Genomic DNA, 24,967 nt, shown 5'->3' on the forward strand with positions numbered 1-24,967 from the left:
GTTACAGAAAGGAGCGGGAGGATGGAAGGGTTACTAAAACAAGCAATTCAGCTACGAGAAGAGGGGGAACTTTTGCAATCCAAAGAGATATTAGTAGGATTAGCAAGGTTTACAAAGTATCCTGAGGTATGCTATCAATGTGCATGGACGCATGATGCGATGGGATTAGAAGTAGAGGCGGCACCTTACTATGAACGAGCGATTGAACTTGGACTAGAAGGTGAGAGCTTACGCGGAGCATATATTGGGTTAGGAAGTACATATCGTGTAATTGGCGAATATGATAAAGCGATTGCAACGCTGCAAGCGGGGTTAAATCGTTATCCAGATGATGATGTGATGAAAGTGTTTTTAGCAATGGCAAAGTATAATATAAATGAGAATGAAGAAGCGATGAAGCTACTGCTTGAGCTTGTTGTGAAAATTAAGGGTGTTGAAGAATTTAAAAAGCCAATCTTATTTTATAAAGACCATTTAAGTGAGGTATTTAAATAGGGGTGGAAATATGGAACAAACGCTATCAAAAAAAAGATGGATAAGCTGGTTTGCGATTATAAGTGTAATTGCTCTATCTAACTATCTTGCCTACACATTGCCAGTTATGGAACCTGTCCCAAAAGAAATGGCACTTGGATCTTTACTAGATTTCATGTTTGTCATTCCTGTTGTGACGTATTTTCTCGTTATACGAAAAAGATATTCATTAAAATATATGCTCCCAGTTGTTGTAATTGGTTACATTGCGGCGAAATTCATTATTCCAAGTGAATATATGCAGTCTTATCATTATCTCACGTATGCTGTGATAGCAGGGGAAGTTGCATTTGTATGTTTGCAGCTATATATTGTGTATAAAATTGCTCGTAAACTACCAAAGGTTATTCAAATATATAAGCAACATAAACAGCAGTCTCCTTCTTTTTCATATGCGATAGAAAAAGCTACCTATCAAACTTTACCACGAAATCGAACTGTAGATGTGTTGTTAGCGGAATGTAAGCTGTTTTACTATGCGCTTTTTTCTTGGAGGAAAAAAGTACAATTAAGTGAAAATACATTTACGTATCATCAAAAAACAGGTGCCATTGCGTTTTACATTATGATCATTCATGGTCTTGTAATTGAAACAATTGGTTTTCACTTTTTGATTCATCAGTGGAGTCCAGTTGTATCGTGGGTTTTACTCGCTTTGAACATATATGGATTCTTGTTTTTATTAGCTGAAATTCAAGCAATTCGTTTGAATCCTTATAGAATTACAGAAAACGAGATTATTTTACAAGTTGGACTAACGAAAAAAGTAACAGTCCCATTTCATAAAATAAAGAGTATCCATCGTTACAAAGAAACAGAGCAAGAAAAGAAAGATGTATTTGAGGCAACAATAAAAGAGTTTATAGAAGAACCACCAACATTTGAAATCACGTTAACAGAGCCAGTGCAAGCACATTTTTTATACGGAATTCAGCGTGAGATAAGTTGTATTCATTTGAATGTGGATGATCAACAAAAGTTTTTTCATATGATGAAAGAAAAAATTGAAAGTAATACATAAATTTTGTTTTTTCGGAATTTATGTATTATAATGTTATACAAAAGAAATGAACGGTGAAAATAAAAAAGCGAAAAGGAGGAGTATCCAAATGAAAAAACGATCGTTAAAGTTTTTAGCTGAAGGTGTTGGATACTCGTCTGCTGTTTTCTTTTCAAATGCAAATCACGGGAGAAGTGTGTCCAAAATTGGATAACTGCGACCTTTATCCTTTCGATTTGTCATAATCGAAAGAGGATACAGTGGAAATAAACAGCCACAGGTCGCTTCTGTGGTTATATATGTAACAGAAAAACCACAGGAAATCTGTGGTTTTTTTATGAAAAAGGAGTGGAATAGGATGAAATTAGACGGAGAAAACATTTATGTGAAATTTGCTGAGGAATGTGAAGCTGAAGCGATGTTAAAGCTTGAAGTGGATAACAGAGATTTCTTTCAAGCATTTACTGGTTTAAGAGATGAATCATTTTACACATATGATGGGCAAGTAAAGCGAATAAAAAAGGCAGCGGAATTAAGAAAAGAAGATCAAGACTATTTCTTCGTTATTTGTTCAAGAGAATCAGGAGAAGTCATAGGAGAAGTTCACCTTTTTGACGTTATAAGAGGAAATATACAAAGCTGCTGGATTGGTTATTTTTTAGATAAAGAGCAAAATGGAAAAGGATATATGTCGGAAGCGGTGAAGCTTGTTGTAGATTATGCTTTTTCACAGTTAAAATTCCACCGCATTGAAGCAGGTGTGATGCCACATAATATCGGCTCTATAAAGGTACTGTTAAAAGCAGGGTTTCATAAAGAAGGGTTAGCCAAGAAAAATGTGAAGATTAATGGGCGATGGGAAGATCATCAAACGTTAGCAATTATTAATCCGGAAGATGAAGAAAATTAGCACAAAAAATAAACAGAGATGATTGTTTTTCCATCTCTGTTTATTTTTGTGCCTTTGTCTATCATATGCGATTTTTTTACAATCAAATCAGATGAAACTAGTTTTGCACCAAGTTCTCTTGACCATATTGATAGCTGTCTAATGTAATGAACTTCATATGTAATGGTATGATGTTAATTCTTCACTCCCACCAATGTTTCATTTCAGTGAATTCAACATCCCATAGTTTAGCATTTCCAGAAACGATAATCGTAATTTCATTTACCTTTTCAAAAAATGGTAATTCCAAAAATTCTGCCCCGTTATTGAATTGTTCATTATACTGAGCTCTTACGTTTCCATCTGCTAGTATAGTAACTTCTCCTTTGAAATCACCTTTGTCTAGAATGCCATAATAAGAATATAACGTCACACCTTCCTTGTTCCCTAAGATGTAAGTATATGATTTGCTTTTACCACCTTCACTGTTATACACGTTCATTTTTGGTTCTATCTTCTGGCCTGCTACAGTGAAACTTGGAAGATTTTCAGTCATAGGCATGGTTCCATTTATTTCTTTTACATCATGTAACGCTTGAACTGGGCTTTCTCTTTTCATTACAACATAATTGATGGTTTCTGAGATTGCGATTATCCCAACTAGAAGAACAACAATAGATAGGGCCGAAGCAATCAATTTTTTATAAGAGATTTTTGAAGAAAATCCAACGCTATAGGCGATAAATCCTATCGCTGCACCTAATGTATTAGATATAACATCATCTACATCAAAACTGCCAAGATAAGTTAAAGCCTGCAGCAATTCTAGAACGAGAATTGTCAAGACAAACAAGGATATGAACTTCCTAAAGCTGAAACGATACAACAGAGGAATTACTATTCCAAAAGGGATAAAAGCAGCAATGTTTCCAAAGTCGTATACCCATGAAAAAGTTGGTTTTGGAAATTTCAGCGGAACTCCTTCCGGAACAAGCATGAATGTGTATCCATAATCGCTAGTTGCATGATCTACTCTATTAAAAGCAAAGAACAAAAAATATAAAATTAAAATCGTATATAAAATGGTTCCTGTAAGGATGAATTTCTGTAATTTCGTTTCCATAATCTCTCCTTAATTCCGATATAGCATTTACCATAAATCTTATCATCTTAAAATATCATTCAAAAAACGGAAATATGATAATTCCGGTTCGTTTTTTCGCACCAAGTAAACCAATCTTCTCTCACTTGCCAGTTATATCGAAACAAATGTAGCAAGTTCCTTCACCCCTTATAAGTATGTACTACAACGCAAAAAACTTTTTCCTTTCAGCAGAAATCCAAGGTTGTAACTCCTTTTGATTTTCGTCTACTAATCTGTTGACGAGAACATCATGCCACACATAATTTTCAAGTAATGATATATGAACGGCATCATCTGTGTAAAAGGCATGTCCACCTTGATTTGCAGGATGCCCGTATATCATCTCTTTCCCATCAATAGAAATAATGAACCACTTTTTTTCACCGATGCTATCTATGTAGTCTGTTTGGCGGTGAATTACGAATTGTGGTAAAGGATTTTCTACACCCAAAACAATGCCTTTTAAGCTGCAAGTTTTTTGTTTTTCTTGGAAGTCATGAGCGAGTTGTGCGTACATAGAATCCCAGATTGATATAATAATTCGTTTTTCGGCGCGGCGGAGTAAAATGCGGCAAAAGGAAAGAATGTTTTCTTCACCTTTTAGTGTTGTAACGTACGTATTTGTTTTTGGTTCTTTATTTTCAAGTTGCTTTAACTCATGTTGGACATATGTGTACGTCTCTTCCCACTTTTGTTTTACAGAATTTAAAAATACTTCAACAGGGAGGGGAGAGTATTGGGCAGTCCCGTTAATTTCCTCTTTCATCACAATCCCTTTTTCCTCTAAAGCTTCTAATACTTCGTAAATTCGAGTACGTGGGACTCCCGATTGTTTACTAATTTGATAAGCTGTAGACGGCCCTAAATACACTAACGCTACATATGACTTTGCTTCATATTGGTTAAACCCAAGTGCTTGAACATTTTGTAAAATTTTATCCATATAAATCCATCCTATGTATATATTTAACTTTAATAGTATCGTTATCTGGAAGTTTCGTAAATAAATGTTTTATTGGACAATGAAAATATTTTTACAAATTTGTGACAATTTGCTATAGTAACCATTATAGGGGTTACTATTTTATAGGGATGGAGAGATGAAGTTGGAAGAACTGAGTTTGAACACATTATTATTTTTAGTAATGGCAGGCTTTCTCGCGGCATTTATAGATTCTGTCGTAGGGGGAGGCGGCTTAATTTCATTTCCAGCATTATTGTTTACAGGATTACCACCATCAACTGCGCTTGCAACGAATAAACTTGCAAGTACGATGGGCTCTTTTACGAGTACGGTCGCATTTATACGGTCAGGGAATGTGAATTTTCGGTTAGTTACGAAATTATTTCCGCTAACGATAATAGGTTCTTTAATAGGTGCCTATATTGTAAAACATATATCACCAGAAATATTGAAACCGCTAGTGCTAGTGTTATTAGTTGCAGTTGCCATTTATACTATCTTTAAAAAAGATTGGGGAAAAGATGCAAAGTATAAAGGGATGAACTGGAAAAGGGGCATTATTTTTGCTGTTCTTATATTTGCAATCGGATTTTATGATGGCTTCTTTGGTGCAGGTACAGGGTCGTTCTTATTATTCTCTTTCTTACTTGTTGGATTTGATTTTCTTCAATCGGCTGGAAATGCAAAGGTTTTAAATTTTGGGAGCAACATTGCAGCACTTGGTATGTTTTTATATTTAGATGCAGTTAACTTTGCATACGGTATCCCAATGGGAATTGCAATGATATTTGGAGCGCTAGCCGGGTCAAACTTTGCAATTAAAAAAGGGGTTTCTTATGTTAGAGGATTATTTATTGCGGTTACCCTCATTTTGATTTGTAAAAATGTCTTTGATTATATGAAAGAAATTTAAAAAGTATTTGACTATTTTAATTATTCCGGGTATTATCGGTAACAATACAAAATATAAAGGCAATGAAGAGAAGAGTAATTAAGAATGTTTCATGTACAGAGAACTCCGGTAGCTGAGAAGGAGCGTGATCATCTTAATGAAAAAAGACTTGGAGCTTCGCACGGAACTAAGCTTTTTGCTTACGGATAATGCGACGGGTTCTCCCGTTATAGAGATAGAGTATCGCAATATATTGCCGTACTTGAAGAGGTTAATATGGTGACATATTAACAAACTGAGGTGGTACCGTGAAGTGAACAACTCTCGCCCTCAAGATGAAAAATCTTGGGGGTGGGAGTTTTTTTATTTGGGTGAGAAGGGTGGAAAATTTTGAACGAGGTGATGGGATATGCACTGGGCATATAAAATAGCAGAGGAATTGATTGAAAAGTATCCAAACAAAGAGATGTATGTATGTGCATCTGGAATTAGTCCTTCCGGCACTGTTCATATCGGGAATTTTAGAGAAGTTGTGACAACGTATTTTGTTGTTCAGGCTTTGCAACGTTTAGGAAAGAAGACGCGGTTCATTCTTTCATGGGACGATTATGATCGGTTTCGAAAAGTTCCTCAAAATATAGACGTATCTTTTGAGCAATATGTAGGCATGCCATACTCTAAGATTCCAGATCCATTTGGCTGTCATGCAACCTATGCGGAGCATTTTGAAAAAGAATGTGAAGTTACTCTTGAACAGTTTGGAATTGAAGTGGAGTATATTTATCAAAGTGAGGAGTATCAAAAAGGACGATATAATCAATATATATTAGAAACACTAAAAAGACGAAAAGAAATTTACGATATTGTTATGAAATTTAAAACGGCTGAACGTAACGAACAAGATCGAGATGCTTTTTATCCTATTTCTTTATATTGTGAGCAATGTAAAAAAGATACAACGACAATTCACATGTTTGATGAAGTAGCAGAGTGGCTTCAATATAATTGTAATTGTGGTCATGGAGGAAAGCTTTTTATTATGGAGTCGCAAAATATAAAACTAAGCTGGAAAGTCGATTGGCCAATGCGTTGGATGGTGGAAGATGTCGTTTTTGAGCCTGGTGGCCGAGATCATTCTTCAGAAACAGGAAGTTATAATGTATCCAAAGAAATAGCGCAGGAAATTTTTGGATATGAAGCACCGCACTATGCAGCTTATGATTTTATCAGTATAAAAGGGGATAATCAGAAAATGTCGAGTTCGTCTGGCAATATCATAACGCCAAGTGAACTATTGCAAATTTACTCCCCAGAAATGATACTGTTTCTATTTGCAAAATATAAACCAAATGCATCATTTCAAATTGGATTAGATGAAGACGTGATTCGAAATTATACGGAGTATGAAAGGTATTATGAAGCATATAAAAATGGTGTTTTACAAGATGAAAGTATTTATCATTCGATTAGATTAGCAAGTGCACATACTGAGACGGAACTGTTACCGAAATTTAATCACGTAGCGAGTATACTTCCGTTAGTTAATTTTCATGTATCGGAGCTAGAAGGTGTGCTACATCAATTAGGAGAAACGTATAAGAAAGAAGCGGTTGCCACTGTGAGTAACCGAGTACGATATTGGATAGAAAATTGGCATCCAGAAAAGGCGCTTCGAGTTAATGAGAAGAAACACGTAGCGTACTATGAAACGTTACAAGATATAGAAAAAGAATGGGTAAAGCAGCTCTGTAATGTGATTCGTAATAACTCACAGCTTAGCAATGAAGAAATGTTGAGAGAAATATATGCAATTTGTCATCTTGAAGATAAAAAAGAGATGAAGAAAAATCAGAAGCGTTTATTTACGATTGTATACAAGCTTGTTTTAAATAATCAAAGTGGTCCGCGTTTGCCGGTATTATTAAAGGTAGTTGGAACGGATAAAATGCTGTCTTTACTAGAGTTTGAGTGATGAAAGAAATTAAAGAAAAGCTAGTATAAATGAGGGCAAGATAAGTATAAAAAAGGTGAGGGCTACGATTATATAAAGCTCTCACCTTTTCTATTAGCGAATATAAGCTACACTTGTTTGATCTAAAGCGTCTTTCAGCCACCTTGGATGCATATGTAGAAGGTCCTTTGGTAGTTGATTTATAGGGAAATATTTTGCATCTAATGTTTCATCATTTTCGATTTGTAAAGCCCCGCCAACTACTTCACATTGAAAACAAGTTGTGATGAAATGATTGACTCTTCCATCAGGATATTCGAATACTTGCGAAGTAGGATCAGAGTATACACCAATTAATCGAGTTACTTTCACTTGAAGGCCTGTTTCTTCATAAATTTCCCTCATGATTGCTTCTTCTACAGTTTCACCTAGTTCAACATGTCCTGAAGGAATGCCCCATAATCCGTTATCAGCACGCTTCATTAAAAATACTTGTTCCTCTTGATCGAGTATAATTCCAGCTACACCAGCTTTAATGTCTTCTGGCCAAGCGAAGGGTGGCTGATTCCATCCTTTAATTCGAATTTGAGTATTAAATAAATCTTGTAAGGTTTGTATTTTGGCATCGGGATTACGAAAGTCTGTCGTTGATGGGAAATCTATTGTTTTTTCGTTACATACTAAAATGGCCTGTAATCCAGCTTGGTGTGCTCCTAAAATATCAGTATATCGGTTATCACCGATCATTACTGTTTTAGAAGTAGAAGGCAATTCTTCCAGTGCAATTTGGAACATATAAGAATATGGCTTTCCAACAATAAAAGGCTTTTTCTTTGTAGAGACGCGAATAGCTTCTACAATTGCTCCAACAGCAGGTAATGGTCCATCTTGAGTTGGAAATGTTAAGTCAGCATTTGTTGCTACAAAAGCTGCACCGTTATGAATGAGCTTGGCAGCTTTTTGTATGTCATGGAAGGATAAGTTACCATCCCATCCAACAACAACAGCTTCAACTTCTTCAGAATCAGTAATATGAATGCCTAATTGTTCGCACTCCCATTTTAAATTTTCGTCACTTAAAATAAATGCTGTTTTGATTTGCTTTTTGTATAAATGCTGTGCTGTTGCCCAGCTAGAAGTAATTACTTCATCACTGTTAGCTTGTATACCAAAGTTATTTAAGCTCTTTGCTGTTTTTTCACGTGTTGTACATGGATCATTTGTTAAAAAACGAATTGATTTGTTTTCTTGTCGTAGTCGCTTTAGAGCTTCTACTGCTCCTGGAAGAGGTTTATCGCCTATATAAACTACGCCATCTAAATCAAATAGAAATGTATCAAAGGAATTCACTATCATGTTATTCTCTCCTCAAGTTGTTATCGTATTTTGCTTAAAGAAAATTTAGTCTGTTAGTGGTTTAATAGATCGATAAATAATGAAGGGAGGGGAGTCCCATTCGTTTTTCCACTTCGTAAATTGATGTTTCTGTTCAATTGTTTTTAATTCCATGCTCGGAATGTGATGTAACGTTGGTTCTAGTTTTTCGATTTGTTGAAAACCGACTTTATGTAATAATTCTTCATACATAGATTTTGGCCAATGAAAATCATGTAATATAAGATCTTCTCCATTTTCTATATGTAGAAATTCTTGCCTTGCTTCCCCGTATGCATAAGTCTTTCCTTGTATTCCATTTTGAAAAGTTGAAAATGGAATACCTGTTGAATCTGGATTTGTATCTAAAATAACAAATGGTGCGTTTGGTTTTAATACTCTATAGACTTCTTTCATAATCCGTTCAATTCTATTTTTACTTTCCGTGTTAATAAATACGTAACAAGTCATAGCGCCATCAAGTGAACAATCTTCAAGAAAAGATAATTCGTCATGTTGAATAAGGTGATAATCTACTTGTGCGTGATGCCTTTTTTTAGAAGCAATGTCCAGCATTTCTTGCGACTCATCAACGGCGATAACGTGTAAATCACTATTTTCAGCCAATCGATATGCTACTTTTCCTGGACCGCATCCATAATCAAGAATGGTCTTTACATTGGTATTAGAAAGAAATGTTTCAAAGACAAAACGAAATCCTAAAGTTTGTTCTAATATATCATTATAAGCTTCAAATTTATTAGCGATATTTTCTTCTTTAAAAGAGGTTTTCATTATATCGTTCTCCTTTTATGAAATTTACTATAAACCAGTGGGAAAGCTCCCACTGGTTATAAATAACGCTCTACTTATTTCGTAAGTGCTTGAAAATGTGATGGCCATTTATTAAAAATAAAATGTTGATAAACTGGTAACAAGTTGTCATATAAAGAGATATCAATTGGTCTTTTATAAGCAATACATTGATATAAACTAAAAAGTAATAAAATTTGTTTCCAATATAGTGGTAATGGTAATTGATCAATGTCTGTGCTAGATAATTGTATATGGTCGTTTCGTAGTAAATTTTCATACTTTAAAACGGCTTGAATGAAAGGCCAATTATCCATAGAAGGCATTTCAGGAAATGTAAAGTTATACTGATCATTACTTTCTGCTTCATGAAGTACTCTTTTAACCCAATCATTATCTGGTTCATATATATGAACAGACCCTACATTATGAAAATATTCTCCTAGTTCTAGTCCAAGCTCTTTTGCCATTAGTTCTTGTATAAATGTGAAGGAGAAAAGGTCACTAACCATTCCGCGGAAAGCATCATTTGCCCGCATATAAGATGACATATATAATTTGTTTTCTCTCACAAAAAGCTGCAACCCGATTGTGCAAGATACGTCAATGTTATTTGCTACCACAAGCTCAGTTGCATCAAAAATTTGGATAAAGGCTCTCTTAGAATCTGGGTCTTCTTTTGTTAATAAGTCTTTCATCTTTTGCCATTGATTGATTTTTGCATTACCAAACTCAAATATTTTTGGTCCGTAAGCAGTGCCAGTTAATGTTTTTTGATTCATAGAGTATGCTGGCATTTTTTTATTGTAATAGCTAATAAAATCAAGGCCATTGCTTCCTGATAAATACCATAAAACTTCGGCAAAATTAAAGATAATATTTGTTTTTCTACTTTTCGAGTAGCAAACTCGCTCTACAGGGTTTTGAACATGAAAATGATAGTTTAATTTTTCGCGACTATGATTACCACGTGGTGCGTTAAAAAACTGTGGACGATAATAAGTTTCTCGTAACGTTTCTATATAAGCTTCATGAAAGGTATTGTAATGCACATGCATTCCTCCTATACAAATTGCGAATATAATTGCTCAAGTTTTGTTAAATAGTCGGATTCTTCTTTGAAGTAAATGAATGTTACATTTGCAACTGTCGCAAGTCCTTTTATTAAAAACGCGTAGTCTTTTCCTTCTTCTAGTAATAAAATGATTGGCTTATCTAAAGCTGAAGCCCATCCAATTTCAATGTGTGTACCTGGAGATGCTGGTGAACCAGGGAAAGCAACAAATAAGTCGCAAGCGCGAATTTCTTTAAAATCAATGGCTGTACATTCATCTGGTGTCATAAAATCTTTTCCCCAGCCTTCTCGCTTATGCGCATTATGTACGGAAAAATCTCGTTTCTCAAAAAATGAAATGAGATTTAGTAGTTTTTGTTTTTCATGTTGTTCCATCATACCTGTTTCAGGGTTTACTAAATTTTTAAAAGGGCCAGCAAGAAACATTTTTTTATTTGCATTCATGTGTATATCACTCCTATATAAAAAATAAAAACCACTTCAAAATAGGAAGTGGTTTTGTAAACGAAATAATAAAACTAGCTTTATTTGCTCAGTATCATAACGTTTTCACTTCCCTACGCTGGTATAAACAAGATCAGGTTCAAAGAGTTGAAGACTTATAGCCTTCTCTCAGCTTTTCATTCAAAAGCACCTCTAGTGACTCTTTATGTAATTGTAAGAACATCAATGTTAAAGTATCACAAATAAATAGAATAGTCTATATATAAGAATTATTTTTATGTTGATAAAATATATGAGTTTCTTGTGAGGTAGGTATAATGGTTTTAGGAAAGTTCTAAAAAAGCACTCCTATTAAATTCATGTTTGTAAGGTAAAGTATATAACTGTACAATGGCTACAGAGGTATTTAAAAATGATTATGTGTAAGGTAAGGAGTTTCCTATGACAATTATAGATAAATTAAAACTGAAAAAATTTACAAATATGGCTGTATTGAACCAACCAAGTGATTATCACATATTTACTGAACAGGTAACGAAGCTTTCAGAAAATCATGATGCGATTTTTATATTTGTAGAAACAATCGATGAAATGGTTATTCATACAAAATATATATTAAGTCATGACGCGTTATTACTTGAAAATGGATATGTATTTTTTGCATATCCGAAAAAGGGGAATAAGCGTTATAAAACATTTGTTCATCGAGATGAAATGTTTCCAGCTCTCGAAGTTGGAGAAGATGGTTATATCGGTAATAGCGACGTGAAATTTGCACGTATGGTAAGTATGGATGATGTTTTTACAGTAGTAGGATTAAAACGTGAGAAAAAGAAAGTGAAGAAAACATCAGCTGCGAGTCAGTGTGTTGCCGATTATGAAGAGAAAGTAAAAGATATTGAAGCGTTATTAGCAGATCATCCAGAAGAACTTGATTTTTATAAAAGTTTAACACCGGGTTATCAAAAGGACTGGGCACGTTACATTTTTTCAGCAAAGCAACAAGCAACGCGCGATAAACGTTGCAAGCAAATGATCGACATTCTTTCACAAAAATATAAGACTGTAGATCTATTTCGCCGGAAAAAGAAATAAAAAGCGAATGAAGTAAGGGGGATATGATGAAGATACTGAAAATGTTACAAGAGGAATGTACAATCGAAATAAAAGAACAAATCTTCTCATTAATGAAGGAAGAATGGCCAGAAGCATTTGAAGGACTTGATGAGGAAATATTATGGCCAGATTCACTTGAGATAAATCCAGTTTCTTTTGTTCTTATTCTCGATGGAATTGTAATGAGCCACGTGGCTGTCGTATCAAAAGAAATTGAGCATGAAGGAGAAAAGTATACAGCGTATGGTCTTAGTGAAGTCATGACAAATTCGTTATATCGTAAGCGAGGATATGGCTTATTACTTATACAGACAGCCTACTCTTATATAAAGCAGCAAGGTGCAGATGTGAGTATATTTACTTGTGACCCACATCTTGTTCCGTTTTATAAGCAAGGTGGATGGGAGCAATTACAAAGCGCTTGTCTTGTAGGAGGGACAAGAAGAAAACCGTTTCGAAGTGATTCTTTAGAAAAATGTACAATGGTGAAGTTCTTTTCAGAAAAGGCTCAGAAAAATCGAGATACGTTCGAGGAAGCAGATATATATCTTGAATTGAGGGAAAAGCAGTTGTGGTAACGTGAGACACATAGGGGTTTTTCATTGTTATTTTTAAGCTACAAAAGGTTGAAGAAATTAGTTTAAAAAAGAGAATTTCTCACGAGAAACAGCGGAAAAAGACGCCTATTTTTCATCGTCAGTCATCTGGAAATATGGTAAAATGAAGGAGTAACTCATGGTGCGGGTTGTTCATTTATCACTTCTCAAGTAGAGGGGAGGTGATAAGTGTATGAGTGAAATTGCGTTGCTATTGCAAGGCGGAATGTTCCTCATTGCATTGCTAACGTTTGTCGTGTTGTTAATTGACAAGCTCAAAAAATAACAACCCACCTATGCTAATAGAATGTGGGTTGTTACATTCATAACAAACAAATAGGATAGTGAACAATCCAGTCTGCTGAGTTACGTTAGACTAGTGTGTTGCCGCACACTAGTCTTTTCTTATTTATATACAACTTATATTGATTTATGTGATTGTATTGCTCTTTTCACCGCTATTATAACACAGTTCTTTTTTAATACGAAAGACGATCGTATGTTCTTGTTTGTCTTAAAGTTACATTATTTTCGAATTGGTTCTGTACTTGAATGTTTAAATAAATTCTTCATATATTCTTTTAAAGTTGTAATATGAAATTGTTGTTTTTTTGCATCATTAATCCCAACGATAGGAGAGGTAAGGTTGTATTGCTGCTTAGAAAGATGTACAACAGTTTCAAACACATCGAATAAGCGGATAAAACAAAATAGTCCATCCTTATCACTTAGGATAATAAAGTAATGATTTTCACAGTCTGTATTTAATGTTCCCCATAAGGAGCTTTTATTTATATCACGAACAATATTCATTTCTTTTAATTCGCTAAAGTCAGCTTGGTATAAAATATTAGAAATATCAATTGCATCATTATCTTCAAAATATCCATCAACAGCATGTACTGCAAATGCATAGGCCATTTTTAATAAGCTCATTTTATATTTTCGATTATCTAATAGCAATTCACGTTGAATGGAACTTGCGACTTTTGTGACACGTTCTTCTTTCCAAATTTCATTATGAAGCGAGATATCGTGTCGTTTGCATAGTTTCATAATTAAAGAATTAGAATACCTCATCTCATCGCTCATAGCGATTTCTTCTGTTTCATTCAATAAAGTTTGTTCATATATATCTGCAAGAAGAGGGGAATCGATTTGGTGTTTCATTTGTTCAATTTTATATTGAATGAGTTTATGTCTAATTAACGGGCGATCAATTTGTAACATTGCTTGTTCGTGGCAAGGTTCACATACTGTATTGATGTAGTAATAGCCGCATAAAATTTCTGGAATGACGTATTGTTCATTTAGTTGGTTCGTTTCTTTTCTGCATATTATGCACTGCTTCATAGTTATCACCTTTTATCTGCGATTTTGTATAAATTTATTGTATTGCATTTATTAAGATTTTGGAATGAGGAAGGTGAAAAATAACATGTGAAAATTTCCAATCATTTGATACAATACATATAGATACTAGCAAAAGTAGATATTTCATCGTATGTACACAAGAGGAGGATGTTCTTGAAATCGAAAGTTCAGTTTTGGACGTTAGAAGTGCTAATGGTTGTATTGATTATTTTCATTTGTACGAAAATATCATTTTTATTCCAACCAATTGGTATTTTTATTTCCACTTTATTTTTACCTATTTTAATTGCGTTATTTTTATACTTCATGTTTAATCCAATACTTGTATTTTTGGAGAGCAGAAAAGTACCACGTATGTTAGCAATTTTGCTACTGTATGTATTAATTATTGCATTAACAGCAATTGGAATTGGAATTGTTGTTCCACTTATTTCTCAACAGCTTATGGATTTAGCTAAAAATATGCCTATATATATTCAAGATGGAAGAGAATATATAGAAGAACTAGAGAAAAAAGGATTTTTTGAATGGATTGCAACGCAAGATTATGTCTCTTTAGAGACAATTGAAAAGAATGCGATAGGGTATTTGAAAGAGTTACCAAATACGTTAACATCAAGTGCGACAGCTATCGTTAGTTTTATTACAAGTCTTGCATTAGTTGTCTTTACCGTTCCATTTATTTTATTTTACATGTTTAAAGACGGTCATAAGTTCCCAGGGCAAGCTGTTAAGTTTTTACCAGTATCGTATCGTGAAGAGGGGCTTCGCATTTTAAAAGAAACACATGAAACATTGTCTGCTTACATTCAAGGGCAAGCACTTGTTTGCTTGTTCATTGGAATTTTTACCTTTATCGGTTATGTAATCATTGATTTGCCATATGCATTTGTTTTTGGTATTATCGCCGCGATTACGAATATTATCCCGAACTTAGGTCCATTTATTGGAGCAGCACCAGCATTTGTTGTTGCCTTATTTATTTCACCAATGCAAGCTGTGTGGGTTGTGGTTGTTGTAACGATTGTACAGCAATTTGAAAGTAATATTCTTTCACCACGTATTATGAGTGAGAAGTTAAATATCCATCCACTAACAATTATCGTTTTAATTCTTGGGGTAGGAAACTTTGCTGGAATTATCGGAATGATCTTAGCTGTACCAACGTATGCAGTAACAAAAACAATTGTTATAAACATAGTTAGATTAGTTCAAATGAAACGAACTAGTAAGAAGTAACGAAAAGGAGTGAACGATAGAAATGTTCACTCCTTTCTTTATGCTTATTTTCATGTGGTGGGGAGGTATGTATGTTAAAAAGAAAGTACGGAAACCGTCCTGGGTGGAAACGGATTTTGGAGAAAGAATATGCACAAATGTTTCTCGATACAAAAGAATTTAAAGGTTATATTTCGTTATTACATGCTGTTCAAGTTAGAGAACCACTATTTATTATGGTGAAAAGAATGTGTGTATTGTAGATGACGGATACATGTGGTTACAGAAATTTCCTACTGAAAAACCCCATTCGGTTACAACGATGTTTGATAATAAGGGGAATGTTGTACAGTGGTATATTGATATTTGTTTTAAAAATAGGGAGGAGGGTGGCTTCGCTTGGATGGATGATCTCTATTTAGATATCATTGTGTTACCTACAGGGGAGGTCATTCAACAAGATGCGAATGAGTTAGAAGAGCCTCTGTTAAATGGAAGTATTGATAAGGAGTTATATGATTTGGCTTGGAAAGAAGCGAATAATCTTATGGGTCTTATAAACAATGGAGAGTTCAAATTGATTGATTTATCAATAGAATATAGAGAGTTATTAGTACATACTTTAAAAAGACTCGTCGATTGACGAGTCTTTTTAAAGTGTCATTTTTTCATTATTTATATAGTAAACAAGATGATCAGTCCATTCACCAAACTCAAAAATAAATCCTTTTCGTACACATTCAAACTCCATACCAACGCTTTTTGCTAGATGAATAGATGCATCGTTATCTGTATTAATGTGAGCTTCAATGCGATGAAATTTTAGGTCATGAAAGGCAATATGTATCGCGGCCTTTACAGCTTCCTTTCCGTATCCATTACGCCAATATTGATTATGGATAGTATAACCTATTCTGCACCATTGAAAGTCATCGCGCATTAATGTTGAAAAATCTATCATGCCGATATGTCGGCTGTCCTCTTTTGAAAATATGCCGAAAATATGAGCGGCATCGTCTAATGCTAATGTTTGATGTTTTTTCACTAAATGTGCAAACCATTCTTCTGTACATTCACTCATATCTATTTTTCCTTGATCGTGTCTATATTGGGAGGGAAGGCGATTGTTAAATCCGCTGAGCCAAGAAGTATAATCTTGTTCTCGTAATGGCCGGATTATTAATCTCTCTGTTTCAATAGCAATATCAAATGTTATCAATAAAACACCTCATTATTATTTATCTCATATTAATCGTTTCACAATTAGCGGGGGACAAGTCCCCGCTAATTAAAATGCTTATTAAGTTACTACGTGGAGTTGCCTCCTATGACAGAAATCATTTCTTTATGTTGCATCATCATCTTAATCATCCTCTCTTTTCATTGTTTGTGTTACTTTAAGACATATAGTTGTAGTATAAGCTTTTATAATCACGCATTTTGTTAACAGCTTCGTTATATTGCTCTTCACATCGTTTATCGGTTTTACGGTTTGTATTTCTTTCAATTGTGACCGTTAAAAAGAAAATATGAAAAATCATGTGTATTCCTCCTTTTGTAAAGGATGAATTTACATATGGTTACAGTAAGGTGCTTGCTTTTCCTTTACTTCATCTATCATGCTTTGAATATGTTCTTTATGTGCAAAGTTTGTTTTAGAAAGTTTATCTTTTTGAATCGTAATTTTAAAAGAAAAAATTTGAAATATCATAATGTAATCGCTCCTTTAGGTTGTTTTCGTATTACATATGGCTAGAGTAAAAGCTTTGTCGCTCTTTTACTTCATCCATCATCGTTTGAATTTTTTGATCGTGTAAAGCTTCGGTTTCAGAAAGTTTATCTTTTTGAATCGTAATTTTAAAAGAAAAAATTTGAAATATCATAATGTAATCGCTCCTTTAGGTTGTTTTCGTATTACATATGGCTAGAGTAAAAGCTTTGTCGCTCTTTTACTTCGTCCATCATCGTTTGAATTTTTTGATCGTGTAAAGCTTCGGTTTCAGAAAGCTTATCTTTTTGAATCGTAATTTTAAAAGAAAAAATTTGAAATATCATAATGTAATCGCTCCTTTAGGTTGTTTTCGTATTACATATGGCTAGAGTAAAAGCTTTGTCGCTCTTTTACTTCGTCCATCATCGTTTGAATTTTTTGATCGTGTAAAGCTTCGGTTTCAGAAAGCTTATCTTTTTGAATCGTAATTTTAAAAGAAAAAATTTGAAATATCATAATGTAATCGCTCCTTTAGGTTGTTTTCGTATTACATATGGCTAGAGTAAAAACTTTGTCGCTCTTTTACTTCGTCCATCATCGTTTGAATTTTTTGATCGTGTAAAGCTTCGGTTTCAGAAAGCTTATCTTTTTGAATCGTAATCTTAAAAGAAAAAATTTGAAATATCATAATGTAATCGCTCCTTTAGGTTGTTTTCGTATTACATATGGCTAGAGTAAAAGCTTTGTCGCTCTTTTACTTCGTCCATCATCGTTTGAATTTTTTGATCGTGCAAAGCTTCGGTTTCAGAAAGCTTATCTTTTTGAATCGTAATTTTAAAAGAAAATATTTGAAACATCATAATGTAATCGCTCCTTTTTATTTTTACATATGGTGGATATAAAAACTTTGTCTTTCTTTTAGTTCGTTTCGCATTTGTTTAATTTGTTGTTCATGTTGTAATTCATTCATAGATAAGTGTTGCTTTTGAATAGTGATCGTCAGAAAGAAAACGTGAAACTTCATAAATAAATTGCTCCTTTCTTAATGTGAGAGTGGCAGAGAAGCTGAAAAACCGCACAAAAAGGCCACAGGAAGACACGGTGCTCCTGTGGCAAGGCATGAAAAAGCCACAGGAAAGCATACGACCTCCTGTGGCAGAATTGTTAGTTAAAGTAAAATTTGAACGGTTTTCAATTCTCCATATCGGTGGTCGAATATATATTTAGTTGTGCAGCAAAAACAGAGTTATTCAAAATGTTCATTCTCATCATTTCATTCGACCTCCTTTGGTAAATTTTTCTTACGTTAATAAGTATATACAATTGGGAAAGTTTTGTAAACCGGAAAACATAAAAAAATATAAAAATTCATAAATTTAACTAAATTACCTAATTGAAAAGAGATTGGAGCTTATATACGGTATAATGAATGGAGGGAGGTAGAAACATGAAAGATTGGAAAAATGATGTTTTAAAATTACTCGGAGTATGTTCTCTACTAGGTGCGTATATTATTTTAACAATGACAATGCGTTATTCATGGAGCACGGTGTATCAAAGTTTAGCTGTATTAGGTGTTCCTGCAATTGGAATTGTATGGTATGGATCAGTGAAACATGCACTACATATAGATTCTTTTTTCATAAGAGGAATGCGTGTACTTGTCTATATCGCTTATGCATGGGCGTGTTGGATGCTTCAAAATATTTACGGTGTAGGAAATGGAGAACTATGGCTTTCAATTAGTTGGTTATTGCCAGCTCTATATTTATATGTGGTAACGAAACGGGCAGAATGGTACGTAATTGGAGGTAGCTCGTTACTTATATTTTTATTAAACATAAACACAACAACATGGTTTACCGTTTCTAGCGGATGGCAATCAATTATGATTACTGTTGCTGCACTGTTATGGTATCGTTTAGGGACAAATATATGGGGACGATATTTGTTTTTCATCGTTAGTTTATTTGAGCTTTGGTTGGTGTATCTTACACACATATATGAACATGGAGAACCGAGATTTTTTGTGCAAGTGATTTGTATCATCGTTGTAACAGCTATATATGTCATGGTATTTAAAACGATTGAGGAACGTAATTTATATAAGGTGACAGCAGGCGGAGTATTAACAGTTTGGTCACTTTATGCATTAGTTGATGTGACAAACTTATTTGCCAATTTAACAATGAGTGTTGCGTATATTTTGATGGGAGTAGTTACGCTATTTGTTTTGCTGCTGAATCAAATTCTTGTGTGGCGTGAGAAAAAAGAAGAACGAAATGAGCAGCGCTATAAATTGGGCGAATATATATTATATGGATTGATTAGCGCAATTGGAAGTTTATTATTTCTTGCCAGCCTCTATTTTATTTTGTGGGAGGAGCTCCAGGAACGAAACCTTATTATGATTATCGGTGCTTCGATAAGTGTACTAGCAATCTTTGGTTATAAAAGGTTAACAGCGAAGTTTTTACGAGTCTTTTTATTTGTATTTGGAGTAATGGCCGGGATTAGTACGCTGTTTTCTGATCATCATTATGTATGGGGTATTATATATGGACTAATTATTTTTGCGTACTGGATATTTGCGACAAATAAAATAGAGAAGCATAGCTTATGGTGGCTGTTAGAAGGGATTCTTATAGCTGAGTTTATGAAACATGTAGATGAAACAGAGGGTATGGGTTATCTTGTTCTTATTCACTTGTTGTTTTTTCTTTATGCAACTTGGAAAAAACAAAGGTTTTTATTGCGATATAGCTTTAGTTTTGGAATGATATATCTATTCTTCTATTTACTTTCACATTATCAAACAGAAGGTTCCACTTTCATTTTAAGTTTACACGGTGGTTATACACTGTTGCTTGTTTTTATTATGTTGTATATAAAAGACGAGATGATAAAGCGGATAGGAATAGGTATTTATGTGTTCAGTAACGTAATGATGTATCAGTCCGAGTATATCGGAAATTATGAATTGTCATGGCTTTTACTTATCGCGGGAATTTTACTGTTACAAACAAGGCAAAATGAACAGTATGTTATCACTTATGCTAAGAGGATGAAGAAACAACATGTTTGGCTTATCGGTATGCTCACGGCTGGAATTTTAATTAGTACAGTTGCATATGAAGAATGGAATTATGATAATGGAAACACCGTGTTACTTGAACTTGGCCATACAATAGAAAAGTCTGATTATAAGAGGGACGTTTGGATTTCTTATAAATTAGAAGAAGAGGTTTTTACAACAATGCGAACGCATGAATTAAGTAAAGAAAACAAGGCAGTTGTATATATAAAGTTAAAAGAAGAGAATGGAACGTACCATGCAGAAGAAATAAAGTATAACGAATACCCAAAAGAAGAAGGGATTTGGATAAAAGGATATACAAGCTACGGATATATTACAATTGGGGGTACGAGGAAAGTTCCGTTAGAACTTGTAACAGGTAAGGGGATGTATGCAAAAGTGCACATCGGAAAAGATGGTAGTAGTAGAGTACTTCGCATTCAGTAACATATAATAAAAAGAGGCTAGAACTTATGTGAATAAAGTTCTAGCCTTCTTTTTATGCTTGTTTTGCTTTTGAGTGTGAAAGTTGTTTTTGAGAACGTTTTTGCCACACAATCGTAGTGAATAACGTTACAACTAAAAGGATAAGACCTAAAATGAAAGGATAAACAATTTGAATATCGTATAACATACCTGCAAGTGTCGGGCCTAATACGTTTCCGATGCTCATGTACGCATTATTCATTCCCATAGCAAATCCTTGCTCTGTACCAGCCATTTTAGAAATAAGTGTATTAAGTACAGGACGAAGTATAGAAGTCGCAAGGAATATAAGCATTGTGATTCCGAAGAATGCTACGTAGCTAGAAGCGAATAACGATAAGAAGAATCCGATTGCAGCTACTCCAATAAAGATGTTTAACACAGTCTCTTCTCCAAAGTGTTGTACAATGCGACCGACAATAAATAGTTGCACAATAACACTAATAATACCAGTTGCTGTAATCATTAATGCAATTTCTTGCGGAGATGCACCAAATTGGTTATCTACGAAAAGTCCAAGGACGGACTCGTACGCCATTAAACCAAAACTCATGACAAGTGTAATAATAAGTGGAATGAAATACGGCTTTTGAACGGATTGAACCATTTTTTTGAGAAGTGATTCATCTTCTTGCTTTGCACCCATTGTTTCGGCACTTTCAATCGTTCCACTTTCTTCAAGTACAACAATCGAAAAGATTACGGCAATAAGAGATACAATTGCAGAAACTAAAAACGGTATCTTTAATCCGAAATCAGCTAAAAATCCGCCAATTCCAGGCCCAACAACAATACCAAGTGACATAGCTGCTGATACGAAGCTGTTTCCTTTCGCTCGTTGATCAAGTGTTGTAATGTCTGCTACATAAGCGAAAATTGCTGGAATAAGAAGTGCTGCTCCAATTCCTCCAATAATACGTGAAGCATATAGCCACCAAATTGAATCAAATGCGTAAAAAACGAACATCGATAAAGTTAATCCTGTTAACCCGTATATAATCATCTTTTTACGACCGTACTGATCAGTCCATTTTCCTGCAATAGGTGAGAAAACAAGCTGTGCTCCTGCAAAAATAGCAATCATAAGACCAGCAGCTGTTCCTCCTTGATTAATAGACTCTAAATATGATGGTAAAATCGGAATAATAATGCCGAAGCTTCCGATTGCAATAAACATATTGATCATTAAAATGATCATTTTTTTTCGTTGCTCTGCTGACATGTAAAATAGCCTCTCTTTCTTAAGATGTACATATATTTTTTGTTTGTTAGCATGACTAAATATTTTGGCACGATAACTACCATATAGCGGGAGTAGTACATTTGTCAATTAGAAAGAATTGAGTACTATTATTTCGGTAGTAGCTACATCACAATTAGAAGTTTTTATGAAAATAATGGTATGAATGTAGGTATTTAGGAGAGCGTGTAGAATTTTTATAATGCAAGAATTTTAAAGGAATTAGGAGGGACATCGTGAGTAGTCAAAAGGATGTATTTTATAAAAAAGCATTAAGTACTATATTATTCCCATGCACGATTACAAATTTGTTGATAAACAAACAGAACAAAGTAAAGGAACCAGGAAAAATTGTAAAAGTGAAAAATCGTGATTTTCATTGTATCGTTTCTGGAGAAAATAAAGGAAATCCAACTGTTATTTTAGATGCGGGTTTAAGTGGGAACTGTTTAGCGTGGTGTCTCGTACAGCCACAATTAGCGAAGATGACGAAAGTAGTATCATTTGACCGACAAGGTTATGGATGGAGTGATATTGAAGATGGTGAAATTACAAGTTTATCAGCGCTAGAGGACTTAAAATTAGCATTACAGGAACTCAACATTGCACCGCCATATATTTTAGTTGGACATTCATTTGCAGGATTACATATTCGTTTGTTTGCTAGTAAATATCCTGAAGATGTAGTTGGTTTAGTGTTTGTGGATGCTGTTCATCAAGATAGGTATATAAAAGAAAAAATGGATTCTAATCGTTTAAGACAATATGAAAAAAGTTTAAAAATGATGCGAGTTGCAAATTTGACTTCTCTCATTGGATTGCCAAGGTTACTTAAAATGCCCGTTGGTGGCAGAAGTTTACCTAAGCAAGTGCAAAACTATGTAAAGTACGTAGGGTACACACCTAGTGCATATGAAGTTTCTTATAAAGAAATGTTATATAGCGAAAAATCTGCAAGACAGGTAGAAGCCACACAAAAACTGAAAGAAGATTTACCAATCGTAGTGATTAGTTCAAATAATAAAGATGAGGCGTGGAAAGAACAGCAACAAAAGCTCTGTCAGTTAACAAATAAATCCGTGCATATTCAAACGGAGAATAATCATTCTATTCAACTGGAAAATCCAGCAGTTGTGGTAGAAGCTGTGGAGAAGATTATAGGTGATATAACAGAATAGAAAAAGGTAGAAAGCTGGATTTCACATTTTGCAACATAAAAAAAGCGGAGGGGCAAACATGCCATTTGAAGCAGTGATTGTTGCTCAAGTGAAGAAGTGATAGACAGGATTGCTTGCTTATATTACACCTTAAAAATTGAGCCAAGTTCACTGGTAATATGGCCTATTTATCATATATGGGGGTATTTATGTTTAATCAAAAAAGAATAAGAGATTATGGTGTGAAGATAGGGAACTTAGAAACGGGTCATTACAACTCTATTACAGATGTTGAAGGAGTTACTGTCGGTCACCTAACTCTTAGTGATAAGGACATGCAAACAGGTGTTACAGCCATTCTCCCGCATCAAGGAAATGTATTTAAAGAAAAGCTAATTGCTTCCAGTCATGTAATTAACGGGTTCGGTAAGACGATGGGGACGATACAAATCAATGAGTTAGGTACATTAGAATCTCCCATCATTTTAACAAATACACTAAGTATTGGAACAGCTGCAGATGCATTAATTGAATACATGTTAGAACGTAATCCAGAGATTGGACGGACGACAGGAACTGTTAATCCAATTGTATGTGAATGTAATGATATGCTATTAAACGATGTGCGCGCTAGATTTGTAACGAAAGAGCATGTTATGCAATCCCTAAACAATACCGCGGCCGAGTTTCAAGAAGGAACCGCTGGTGCAGGAACGGGGATGCTATGTTATTCCTTAAAAGGTGGCGTTGGTACAGCTTCTAGACGAATGAAAATGGAACATGGAACGTATACGATGGGTGTTTTCGTATTATCAAACTTTGGCATTTTAAGTGACTTAAAAGTGAATGGAAAAGCTGTTGGAGAGGAACTGAAACATGTACTTCTTCAAGAGGAGAAAGATAAAGGTTCTATCATTATAATTGTTGCAACAGATCTTCCTGTATCAGAGAGGCAGCTAAACCGAATTATAAAAAGAGCGGTAACAGGCTTATCACGTACTGGATCCATCATTACAACTGGTAGTGGTGAGGTGGTCATTGGATTTTCCACAGCTACAAAAATACCTCATGAAAAAACAGGACATTGTATTTCGATGCCGATGATTCACGAAGAAGATATAGATGTAGCATTTCGAGCGGTTGGTGAGGCTACTGAAGAGGCCGTTTTGAACTCATTAGTGACTGCAACACATGTTATTGGACGAGATGGGAATGAAAGGCCTGCTTTTAAAGACCTAATAGATAAATATAACATTCAATTAATATAGAAAGTACAAATAAGGATGAAAATGCTATGAGAAGAACAATTGTAATTTTTCTAAATGGTACCGTGGTAGATGAAATTGAAAAAATTAGAGAAGTGCATGACCCATTATTTGGACTTATTCCACCACATAGTACATTAGTATTTCCGTTTGAGAGTGATGTATCAAACGGAATATTAAGGGGTCATATTATTGAAAGTATACAAGGTATTGAGTCGTTTTATATTAATCTAGACCAAATTGTAACAAGTCATGGTGAATATCTATTCTTGCTTGTTCGAGAAGGAAAAGAGAAAATTATACAATTACATGATCGATTGTATAGTGGCATATTAGCGGATTTTTTATATGAAGATATTCCATACATACCACATGTTACAGTAGGCAGAAAAGAAGATGAAAAACTTGCAGCAAAAGCAGTGCAAGATATCCCGTTGTTATGCAATAAGATAGAACTTTACATTGAAAAGATTGTAGTGGAGAGTATTGGGGAAAATGAGGAATCGATTGTAGAATTTGAAATTGGACTTTTAAAACTGGAATAGAGAGTGCATGGTGTAGAACCTAAAAGTATTCATGTTATAACCTCTTTCTTTTATAAGAAAGAGGTTGTTTTTATTTAGAAAATTCAGTTGAATATAAAACCAA

The 24,967-nt window shown here is 34.3% G+C and carries 32 protein-coding genes, 1 riboswitch and 1 other annotated feature; of the genes, 15 read left to right on the forward strand and 17 right to left on the reverse strand.

Annotation, left to right across the window (positions count from 1 at the left end; all coding sequences use genetic code 11):
* Positions 1 to 21: 21 nt before the first annotated feature.
* The 3 genes from BAMA_RS09105 (at position 22) to BAMA_RS09115 (ending at position 2,444) form a co-directional block, all read left to right on the forward strand.
* The gene (locus BAMA_RS09105; protein ID WP_034638481.1) at positions 22 to 495 is read left to right on the forward strand and encodes a tetratricopeptide repeat protein; all 474 of its coding nucleotides are present in this window, start codon (positions 22 to 24) and stop codon (positions 493 to 495) included.
* A 10-nt stretch (positions 496 to 505) separates the two neighbouring features.
* A complete protein-coding gene (locus BAMA_RS09110) occupies positions 506 to 1,555 on the forward strand; it encodes a YdbT family protein (protein ID WP_034638483.1) in 1,050 nt (349 codons plus the stop codon).
* 337 nt (positions 1,556 to 1,892) lie between these two features.
* A complete protein-coding gene (locus BAMA_RS09115; RefSeq protein WP_034638484.1) occupies positions 1,893 to 2,444 on the forward strand; it encodes a GNAT family N-acetyltransferase in 552 nt (183 codons plus the stop codon).
* Positions 2,445 to 2,625: 181 nt separating this feature from the next.
* Here the strand turns inward: BAMA_RS09115 and BAMA_RS09120 are convergent, their stop codons facing one another.
* Both BAMA_RS09120 and BAMA_RS09125 read right to left on the reverse strand, forming a co-directional pair.
* The gene (locus BAMA_RS09120) at positions 2,626 to 3,546 is read right to left on the reverse strand and encodes a VanZ family protein (protein WP_034638485.1); all 921 of its coding nucleotides are present in this window, start codon (positions 3,544 to 3,546) and stop codon (positions 2,626 to 2,628) included.
* A gap of 181 nt (positions 3,547 to 3,727) precedes the next feature.
* Positions 3,728 to 4,510, reverse strand: coding sequence for a TrmB family transcriptional regulator (locus BAMA_RS09125; protein ID WP_034638486.1), 783 nt, complete (start codon positions 4,508 to 4,510; stop codon positions 3,728 to 3,730).
* Positions 4,511 to 4,667: 157 nt separating this feature from the next.
* Between BAMA_RS09125 and BAMA_RS09130 the strand changes: the two genes are divergently transcribed.
* Positions 4,668 to 5,444, forward strand: a complete 777-nt coding sequence (locus BAMA_RS09130; RefSeq protein WP_415782914.1) for a sulfite exporter TauE/SafE family protein — start codon at positions 4,668 to 4,670, stop codon at positions 5,442 to 5,444.
* Between the two features lie 53 nt (positions 5,445 to 5,497).
* Positions 5,498 to 5,758 (forward strand) — a binding site (T-box leader).
* 74 nt (positions 5,759 to 5,832) lie between these two features.
* Positions 5,833 to 7,395: a lysine--tRNA ligase gene (gene lysS / locus BAMA_RS09135; RefSeq protein ID WP_034638489.1), complete on the forward strand. Its 1,563-nt coding sequence runs from the start codon at positions 5,833 to 5,835 to the stop codon at positions 7,393 to 7,395.
* A 93-nt stretch (positions 7,396 to 7,488) separates the two neighbouring features.
* Here the strand turns inward: lysS and BAMA_RS09140 are convergent, their stop codons facing one another.
* From BAMA_RS09140 to BAMA_RS09155, 4 genes are all read right to left on the reverse strand, one after another.
* Positions 7,489 to 8,730 carry an HAD-IIA family hydrolase gene (locus BAMA_RS09140; protein WP_034638490.1) on the reverse strand — a complete coding sequence of 414 codons (1,242 nt, stop codon included), beginning with the start codon at positions 8,728 to 8,730 and terminating at the stop codon, positions 7,489 to 7,491.
* A 45-nt stretch (positions 8,731 to 8,775) separates the two neighbouring features.
* A complete protein-coding gene (locus BAMA_RS09145) occupies positions 8,776 to 9,543 on the reverse strand; it encodes a class I SAM-dependent methyltransferase (RefSeq protein WP_034638491.1) in 768 nt (255 codons plus the stop codon).
* A gap of 74 nt (positions 9,544 to 9,617) precedes the next feature.
* Positions 9,618 to 10,613: a thymidylate synthase gene (locus BAMA_RS09150; protein WP_157405977.1), complete on the reverse strand. Its 996-nt coding sequence runs from the start codon at positions 10,611 to 10,613 to the stop codon at positions 9,618 to 9,620.
* A gap of 11 nt (positions 10,614 to 10,624) precedes the next feature.
* Positions 10,625 to 11,080: a nucleoside 2-deoxyribosyltransferase gene (locus BAMA_RS09155; RefSeq protein ID WP_034638494.1), complete on the reverse strand. Its 456-nt coding sequence runs from the start codon at positions 11,078 to 11,080 to the stop codon at positions 10,625 to 10,627.
* Between the two features lie 93 nt (positions 11,081 to 11,173).
* Positions 11,174 to 11,284: riboswitch (TPP riboswitch) on the reverse strand.
* Between the two features lie 237 nt (positions 11,285 to 11,521).
* Between BAMA_RS09155 and BAMA_RS09160 the strand changes: the two genes are divergently transcribed.
* The 3 genes from BAMA_RS09160 (at position 11,522) to BAMA_RS25160 (ending at position 13,078) form a co-directional block, all read left to right on the forward strand.
* A complete protein-coding gene (locus BAMA_RS09160) occupies positions 11,522 to 12,175 on the forward strand; it encodes a YdeI/OmpD-associated family protein (RefSeq protein WP_034638495.1) in 654 nt (217 codons plus the stop codon).
* Between the two features lie 26 nt (positions 12,176 to 12,201).
* Positions 12,202 to 12,774: a GNAT family N-acetyltransferase gene (locus BAMA_RS09165; protein WP_235184439.1), complete on the forward strand. Its 573-nt coding sequence runs from the start codon at positions 12,202 to 12,204 to the stop codon at positions 12,772 to 12,774.
* Positions 12,775 to 12,985: 211 nt separating this feature from the next.
* Entirely contained in the window at positions 12,986 to 13,078 is a 93-nt protein-coding gene (locus tag BAMA_RS25160; protein ID WP_157405978.1) for a putative holin-like toxin, read from the forward strand.
* A gap of 239 nt (positions 13,079 to 13,317) precedes the next feature.
* Here BAMA_RS25160 and BAMA_RS09170 read toward each other — a convergent pair whose 3' ends face one another.
* Positions 13,318 to 14,145: an HNH endonuclease gene (locus BAMA_RS09170; RefSeq protein WP_034638498.1), complete on the reverse strand. Its 828-nt coding sequence runs from the start codon at positions 14,143 to 14,145 to the stop codon at positions 13,318 to 13,320.
* A 174-nt stretch (positions 14,146 to 14,319) separates the two neighbouring features.
* Here BAMA_RS09170 and BAMA_RS09175 point away from each other — a divergent pair, with 174 nt between their 5' ends.
* From BAMA_RS09175 to BAMA_RS09180, 3 genes are all read left to right on the forward strand, one after another.
* Positions 14,320 to 15,405: an AI-2E family transporter gene (locus tag BAMA_RS09175; protein WP_034638499.1), complete on the forward strand. Its 1,086-nt coding sequence runs from the start codon at positions 14,320 to 14,322 to the stop codon at positions 15,403 to 15,405.
* A gap of 71 nt (positions 15,406 to 15,476) precedes the next feature.
* A complete protein-coding gene (locus BAMA_RS25165; protein ID WP_235184440.1) occupies positions 15,477 to 15,647 on the forward strand; it encodes a hypothetical protein in 171 nt (56 codons plus the stop codon).
* Entirely contained in the window at positions 15,635 to 16,027 is a 393-nt protein-coding gene (locus BAMA_RS09180; protein WP_235184441.1) for a ribonuclease FAU-1 family protein, read from the forward strand. The genes BAMA_RS25165 and BAMA_RS09180 overlap by 13 nt, the downstream gene beginning before the upstream one ends.
* 9 nt (positions 16,028 to 16,036) lie before the next feature.
* Here the strand turns inward: BAMA_RS09180 and BAMA_RS09185 are convergent, their stop codons facing one another.
* The 9 genes from BAMA_RS09185 to BAMA_RS09190 form a co-directional block, all read right to left on the reverse strand.
* Positions 16,037 to 16,603, reverse strand: coding sequence for a GNAT family N-acetyltransferase (locus BAMA_RS09185; RefSeq protein WP_157405979.1), 567 nt, complete (start codon positions 16,601 to 16,603; stop codon positions 16,037 to 16,039).
* A gap of 178 nt (positions 16,604 to 16,781) precedes the next feature.
* Positions 16,782 to 16,925 carry a YrzI family small protein gene (locus BAMA_RS23925; RefSeq protein ID WP_084157946.1) on the reverse strand — a complete coding sequence of 48 codons (144 nt, stop codon included), beginning with the start codon at positions 16,923 to 16,925 and terminating at the stop codon, positions 16,782 to 16,784.
* Positions 16,926 to 16,954: 29 nt separating this feature from the next.
* A complete protein-coding gene (locus BAMA_RS23930) occupies positions 16,955 to 17,095 on the reverse strand; it encodes a YrzI family small protein (RefSeq protein ID WP_084157947.1) in 141 nt (46 codons plus the stop codon).
* Between the two features lie 31 nt (positions 17,096 to 17,126).
* Positions 17,127 to 17,267: a YrzI family small protein gene (locus tag BAMA_RS23935; protein ID WP_084157948.1), complete on the reverse strand. Its 141-nt coding sequence runs from the start codon at positions 17,265 to 17,267 to the stop codon at positions 17,127 to 17,129.
* A gap of 31 nt (positions 17,268 to 17,298) precedes the next feature.
* Positions 17,299 to 17,439 carry a YrzI family small protein gene (locus BAMA_RS23940; RefSeq protein ID WP_084157948.1) on the reverse strand — a complete coding sequence of 47 codons (141 nt, stop codon included), beginning with the start codon at positions 17,437 to 17,439 and terminating at the stop codon, positions 17,299 to 17,301.
* 31 nt (positions 17,440 to 17,470) lie between these two features.
* Positions 17,471 to 17,611, reverse strand: coding sequence for a YrzI family small protein (locus tag BAMA_RS23945; protein ID WP_084157948.1), 141 nt, complete (start codon positions 17,609 to 17,611; stop codon positions 17,471 to 17,473).
* A 31-nt stretch (positions 17,612 to 17,642) separates the two neighbouring features.
* Complete coding sequence (locus BAMA_RS23950) at positions 17,643 to 17,783, reverse strand: YrzI family small protein (protein WP_084157948.1); 141 nt, start codon at positions 17,781 to 17,783, stop codon at positions 17,643 to 17,645.
* A gap of 31 nt (positions 17,784 to 17,814) precedes the next feature.
* Entirely contained in the window at positions 17,815 to 17,955 is a 141-nt protein-coding gene (locus tag BAMA_RS23955; protein WP_084157949.1) for a YrzI family small protein, read from the reverse strand.
* Between the two features lie 23 nt (positions 17,956 to 17,978).
* The gene (locus BAMA_RS09190) at positions 17,979 to 18,119 is read right to left on the reverse strand and encodes a YrzI family small protein (protein WP_034638500.1); all 141 of its coding nucleotides are present in this window, start codon (positions 18,117 to 18,119) and stop codon (positions 17,979 to 17,981) included.
* Between the two features lie 423 nt (positions 18,120 to 18,542).
* On the opposite strand from BAMA_RS09190, the gene BAMA_RS09195 reads away from it, so the two are divergent.
* Positions 18,543 to 20,618, forward strand: coding sequence for a hypothetical protein (locus BAMA_RS09195; RefSeq protein ID WP_034638502.1), 2,076 nt, complete (start codon positions 18,543 to 18,545; stop codon positions 20,616 to 20,618).
* 52 nt (positions 20,619 to 20,670) lie between these two features.
* Here the strand turns inward: BAMA_RS09195 and BAMA_RS09200 are convergent, their stop codons facing one another.
* A complete protein-coding gene (locus tag BAMA_RS09200; RefSeq protein ID WP_034638503.1) occupies positions 20,671 to 21,879 on the reverse strand; it encodes an MFS transporter in 1,209 nt (402 codons plus the stop codon).
* Positions 21,880 to 22,133: 254 nt separating this feature from the next.
* Between BAMA_RS09200 and BAMA_RS09205 the strand changes: the two genes are divergently transcribed.
* From BAMA_RS09205 to BAMA_RS09215, 3 genes are all read left to right on the forward strand, one after another.
* Complete coding sequence (locus BAMA_RS09205; RefSeq protein ID WP_034638504.1) at positions 22,134 to 23,075, forward strand: alpha/beta fold hydrolase; 942 nt, start codon at positions 22,134 to 22,136, stop codon at positions 23,073 to 23,075.
* 188 nt (positions 23,076 to 23,263) lie between these two features.
* Entirely contained in the window at positions 23,264 to 24,322 is a 1,059-nt protein-coding gene (locus tag BAMA_RS09210) for a DmpA family aminopeptidase (protein WP_034638505.1), read from the forward strand.
* 26 nt (positions 24,323 to 24,348) lie between these two features.
* Positions 24,349 to 24,864: a 2'-5' RNA ligase family protein gene (locus tag BAMA_RS09215; RefSeq protein WP_034638506.1), complete on the forward strand. Its 516-nt coding sequence runs from the start codon at positions 24,349 to 24,351 to the stop codon at positions 24,862 to 24,864.
* Positions 24,865 to 24,967 lie beyond the last annotated feature (103 nt).

It is taken from the genome of Bacillus manliponensis, from assembly GCF_000712595.1.
Taxonomy (GTDB): Bacteria; Bacillota; Bacilli; order Bacillales; family Bacillaceae_G; genus Bacillus_A; species Bacillus_A manliponensis.